Annotated in this window: 6 protein-coding genes; all 6 read right to left on the bottom strand. The window is 70.1% G+C overall.

All coding sequences use genetic code 11. The features are described from left to right. Window positions 1-366, bottom strand: a 366-nt coding sequence (locus VIM26_RS10105) for a TadE family protein (protein ID WP_331950723.1), incomplete at its 3' end; no start/stop codon positions are given. A 260-nt stretch (window positions 367-626) separates the two neighbouring features. Further along, the gene (locus tag VIM26_RS10100; RefSeq protein WP_414696472.1) at window positions 627-1,964 is read right to left on the bottom strand and encodes an IS1182 family transposase; all 1,338 of its coding nucleotides are present in this window, start codon (window positions 1,962-1,964) and stop codon (window positions 627-629) included. 54 nt (window positions 1,965-2,018) lie between these two features. Next, complete coding sequence (locus VIM26_RS10095) at window positions 2,019-3,152, bottom strand: glycoside hydrolase family 3 N-terminal domain-containing protein (protein ID WP_331950719.1); 1,134 nt, start codon at window positions 3,150-3,152, stop codon at window positions 2,019-2,021. Further along, complete coding sequence (locus VIM26_RS10090) at window positions 3,140-3,892, bottom strand: DUF4232 domain-containing protein (RefSeq protein WP_331950717.1); 753 nt, start codon at window positions 3,890-3,892, stop codon at window positions 3,140-3,142. Before VIM26_RS10090 ends, VIM26_RS10095 begins: the two co-directional genes overlap by 13 nt. Further along, entirely contained in the window at window positions 3,892-4,401 is a 510-nt protein-coding gene (locus tag VIM26_RS10085) for a sigma-70 family RNA polymerase sigma factor (RefSeq protein WP_331950715.1), read from the bottom strand. The genes VIM26_RS10090 and VIM26_RS10085 overlap by 1 nt, the downstream gene beginning before the upstream one ends. 89 nt (window positions 4,402-4,490) lie before the next feature. Further along, a partial coding sequence (locus tag VIM26_RS10080) for an HDIG domain-containing metalloprotein (RefSeq protein WP_331950713.1) occupies window positions 4,491-5,283 on the bottom strand: 793 nt, incomplete at its 5' end.

The raw sequence follows: 5,283 nt of genomic DNA, 5'->3' as shown, positions 1-5,283 counted from the left end.
CCCGCCTGCTCCCCCCTCCGCGAGGGTGCAGCTGGCGAGCGTCGCTCCACCCGAGTCCTTGCACGTCGTCGAGACCGAGATGGCGTGCTCGCCACCCTGGCTCTGCGTGCTGGTCTCCTGCGCGGCGGTGGCTTGGATCTGCACCAGGTTCGATGGTGCGTGCGCGCCGAACGACGCGCCCTCGCGAGCCGCGTTGGTGATCTCGATGTACGAGAAGAACAGGCGCCCGAAGTCGATGGCGATCGCGAGCATGAGCAACATGACCGGGATGACCAGGGCGAACTCGACGAGCGCCTGACCTGCCGATCTGGACTGGCGGCCGCGATGCTGCGAGGGCGTGCGGACGCGGGGCGGCGTCGGATTCATCGGTTGGATCCCCATTCGTCGGTGGTGTGTAGCGACATGACTAGAGCCTCTGCGAGACACCTTTCACGGTCGCTTGAAACGTTGCGTGGCTGCATAGCCCGAACGTTCATCCGGGCCGGCCGATGGTCAGGGCGTCGGACACTAGGAGCTTGCGTCCGTAACCCGCCGAGCGGATGCAGCGCGGCATCGAACGGAGGTGCTGCAGTCGCCCGACGAGCGGCCCGCGGCCTCCGCATCACGGGCGTGCCGAGACCGGGGGCTCATCCGAGGGCCAGCCTGGCGGCCAGCCGAGGCTTCGGCCAGCTGGCGACGACCCGATCGGCCCGCCCGCTGGTGAACAGCTTGCCCAGGTTGTGGATGAGCGCGACGAGCTGCCATTCGGCCTGGACCTGCTCGAGCCCGCGCAGACTGAACCGCCGGAACCGGCGGGCCTCCTTGATCTGGCCGAAGACCGGCTCGACGATCGTCTTGCGTCTGGCGTAGTGGGCCCGGCCCTGCTTCGTCCGGAGCTTGCGGCCCATCCGCTGTCGGGCCGACAGCCCCGCCGGGATCCGACCGCGCGGCGGCGCTGGGGCCGCCACGCTGTGACGGTCGCGCCGCACGGCGACGTAGGCATCGATCGAGCGCTCGGCGAGGGCGGCGAGGTTGTCGTCCGAGCAGTAGCCGGCGTCGGCGAGGAGGCGCCTGGGGGAACGTCCGGTGTTGGCGATGATCGCAGCGACCATCGCGGGCAGGTGACGTGGGTCGGTCGGGTCGGCGCTGACCGTCGCGGCGACGATGATCTGGGCGGTCTCGTCGACCGCCGCCTGGGCGTTGTAGGCCTGGACCCAGCCGTCGGTCCTGGACCGCATGATCCGGCTCTCGGGGTCGGTGAAGTTGCGCTGGGCCTTCGACTCCGGGACGGCGGCGGGGTCGCCGGTCCGCTCGCGGGCTTCCTGCTCGAGCGCCACCTTGGCCGCCCGGATCCTGGCCAGGCGGCCCTCCCGGGTGCGCAGCTCGGGTGGCAGCTCGTCACCCCGGGCGTCGCCGAACTCCGCGTCCTCGGCTCGGTCGACCGCCTCGGCCTCGTCGAGGATCGCTCGGACCTCGGCGACAAGCTGCGCCTCGCGCTCGGCCATCCGGCCATAGCTCATCGCCTTGTGCTTGCTGGCGTTGGCCTTGACCTTCGTCCCGTCGAGGGCGACCCGGCCGAGCTTGACGAGCCCGGCTTGCTGGCACAGGACGAGGACCTGCAGGAAGAGCCCGCCGAAGGCGGCCAGGTGACGGCGACGGAAGCTCGAGATCGTCTTGTGGTCGGGGCGGGCCTGCCCGGCGAGGAACATGAAGCCGACGTCCGAGGCGAGCCGCGCCTCGAGCTTGCGCGAGCTCGTCACCCCGGACGCATAGCCATAGAGCAGGACCTTGAGCATGAGCCGGGGGTGGTACGGCGGCATCCCCCGAGGCTCGTCGTGGGCGGCGAGGAAGGGGGTCAGGTCGAGCTCGTCGACGACATCGTCGATGAACGCGGGGAGGCTGTCCGCGGCGACCCAGTCACGGACCGACGGCGGCATCAGGAGGAGGGTGTCCTGGTCGTACGGGCGGAACGTCTTGGTGCGCATACCAGATTCTCGCATCCCGGGGACCGCCCGGGTGGCCATTACCGACACACACTCCTAGAGACCTGCCTTCAGCGCGAGGATCCGCGCGTACGACGCCTCGAGGGCGGTCCTCGAGATCCAGCCGCTCGAGGCGTAGGCCATCAGCTTCTGGTAGTCGTACCGAGTGGAGGCCTCGGAGCCGGTGACGAGGATCATGTCGGTCCCGGCGCGCGCGGCGCGGACGGCCAGGGTCCAGGTGGCCAGGCCGCGCGAATACGCCGCGCCACTGAGCGAGTCGGTGATGGTCACACCCTTGAAGCCGAGCTGCGCGCGCAGGAGACCGATCGAGATCGCGTGCGACCAGCCCGCCGCGTTGACCGTGTCGTACGCCATGTATCGCCCGTTCGACAGCATGATCATCGGGATGTGATGCGAGATGGCGGTCCGGTAGGGCCGCAGCGCGGGGGCGAGCGTTGCCTTCGACGACCAGAACGTCACAGCGACCTGGTCGGTGTCGTACGGGGAGCGTCCGATGCCCGGGAAATGCTTCATCGACGGGACGACGCCCTTGGACCACAGTCCGCTGGCAAACGCATCCGAGAGCGCAGCGGTCAGGGTCGAGCTGAACGACCACGTCCGGCCGGCGCGGTACATGAATGAGGCCGTCGAGCTCGGCACATCCGCCACTGGGGCGAAGTCCACGTTGATGCCGAGACCCTTGAGTGCGGCCCCGGTGATCGCACCCTGGTATCGAGCCGTCGACGTGCTCCCGATGCGGCCCATCTGCGGCGGCGACAGCGTCGGCGGCGCCCAGGGGATCCGCTTGACCGAACCACCCTCCTGATCGACGGCGATGAGCAGCCGCGGCTGACCCCCGGCAGCCGCGGCTGCGCGGAGCTTGCCCGTCAACGCGATCAAGGCGGCACGTGTCGTGATGTTGGAACCGAACAGGATCACGCCGCCGACCTCACCGCGCCTGATGCGCCCGAGCAGATCGGCGCTCGGGGTCAACCCGTCCATCCGGACGACCAGCTTCTGGCCGACCATCTGGGCGAGGGTGGGACCGGCCGTGGTCGCGGCGACTGCGGTGGTGGCTCCCGTGGTGGCCGCGGTCGACGCCGCGGCCGGAGCGGCTGCCTGGCCGGCACCCGCCAGGAAGGCGAGGGCGACGACCAGCACGCTTGCCAGGTGCTTCATCAGTGCGCCCATGGATGCATGTCGATCGAGGCGCCCGAACCGGGGCCGTTGCACGGCGGGACGGTCGCGTCGGTGGGCGAGAACGCGGTCGCCACGATCCGGCCGCCGCCGCTCTGGACGAACGCGACGCTGACCGGCGGCATGGGAACCGGACCGCAATAGTTGGAGTCCTCGACGAGTGTGTTGAGCACATCGCCGGGGGCGACCGTGATGAGCGCCTTGCTGGTCGGGGTCGAACCGTCGATCAGCACCGAGCCCTTGCCGTCCACCAGTTGCGGCTTATCCATCGCGTGCAGGGTGCAGGTCGCTGTCCCGGCGTTGGTCAGTTCGACATGGGCGATGCGGCTTCCGGCGGCGCCCTCCCACAACGTGATCCGGGCCGCGAGCTTCGAGGGACCGCACGGACCGGGCGTCGGTGCGACCGTTGGCGCCACGGTGGGCGTCGGGGTCGGGGTGGCGGTCGCTGTGGGCGTAACCGTCGGGCTCGGGCTGGGCGGTACCGTCGCGATCGGGGTCTCGGTCGCGCTCGGGAGTGGCGAATTGATCGCCCCGATCCCGCCGTTCGAACCCGGACGCCCGAGCCACACGACAGCGATCAGGACGGCAGCCAGGAGCACGCCCGCACCGGCGATGCTCGGGCCCGAGGCGACACCTCGGACACCGGCCCGCCTCGGTGGCGTGGCCGGACGTCGGGCGCCATCGGCGACCTCGTCCCACTCGTGCAGGATCCGATCAGGGCGGGATGGGTCCATCAGGCTGTCTCCAACTTCGTTCGGGCGCGGCTGACGGCCGCGCGAAGTGCGCCCGCCGTCGTGCTGAGCACCACGGCGGCTTCCTCATAGGTGGCGCCCTCGATGGCGGTCATGACCAGGGCCGACCGCTCGAGCGGCGAAAGCTCGGTCATCGCGGCCTGGACGTCGAGCCAGCGGGCCTGCACCGCCGCGTCGAGCGACGCGGGTTCGGGTGCCGCCAGCAGGCGTCGGCGGATCCTGCGGAACCGGTCGGTGGCCAGACGGCGGACGGTGACCAGCAGCCATGGCAGCACCGGCCGATCCCAATCCAGTCGGGCGCGGTGGTTCCACAGCCGCAGATACGCCTCCTGGGTGAGGTCCTCCGCCTCGGCCCAGTCGTTGGTCCAGGCCAGTGCGAAGCGGAAGACGTCGGACCAGTGCGCCTCGAAGGCGCGGTCGTAGGCGTAATCAGTCGAGCCGGTCATCGCCACTTGGGTGGTCACACCTACATACACGACGAGCAGGGCCAAAACGCACGGTCGCGCCCGGCCGAGGTGTCATCGGGGCGCGATTCGCGGTCGGGCCGCGGCCCCGTGGCGACGTGTGCCGCCGATCGACCCTACTTCGCGTACTCGACGGCGCGTGTCTCGCGGATGACCGTGACCTTGATCTGGCCCGGGTAGGTCAGCTGCTCCTCGATCTTCTTGACGATGTCGCGCGCGAGGCGGCTTGCGGTCAGGTCGTCGATCTCCTCGGGCCGGACGAGGATGCGGACCTCGCGACCGGCCTGCACCGCGAACGAGCGCTCGACGCCCGTGAAGCTCTCGGCGATCGCCTGGAGATCCTCGAGCCGCTTGACGTAGGTATCCATCGATTCGCCGCGGGCGCCCGGACGCGAGGCGCTGATCGCGTCGGCGATCTGGACGATCGGTGCCTCCAGGCAGGTGTATTCGACCTCCTGGTGGTGGGCCGCGATCGCGTTGATGACCTTGGGTGACAGATTGTGGCGCTGGGCGATCGAGGCGCCGATGGCGGCGTGCGGGCCCTCGACCTCGTGGTCGACGGCCTTGCCGATGTCGTGGAGCAGGCCACCCATCTTGGCGACCTGCACATCGGCCCCGATCTCGGCCGCGATGACCGCGGCCAGGTGGCTGGTCTCGACGACGTGGTTGAGCACGTTCTGACCGTAGCTCGTCCGGAACTTGAGCCGGCCGAGCGTCTTGATGATGTCGGCCGGGAGACCGGGCACGCCAGCGTCGTAGGCCGCCTGTTCGCCGGCCTGGCGCATGATCGCGTCGACCTCGGCACGGGCCTTGGTGACGACTTCCTCGATGCGACCGGGGTGGATGCGGCCGTCGGCGATGAGCTTGGTGATCGCCAGGCGGGCGATCTCGCGCCGGACCGGGTCGAAG

It is taken from the genome of Pengzhenrongella sp., assembly GCF_036565025.1.
Classification (GTDB): domain Bacteria; phylum Actinomycetota; class Actinomycetes; order Actinomycetales; family Cellulomonadaceae; genus Pengzhenrongella.
Note: the sequence above shows the minus strand (reverse complement) of the source record. Positions and strands in the feature narration are given on the sequence as shown.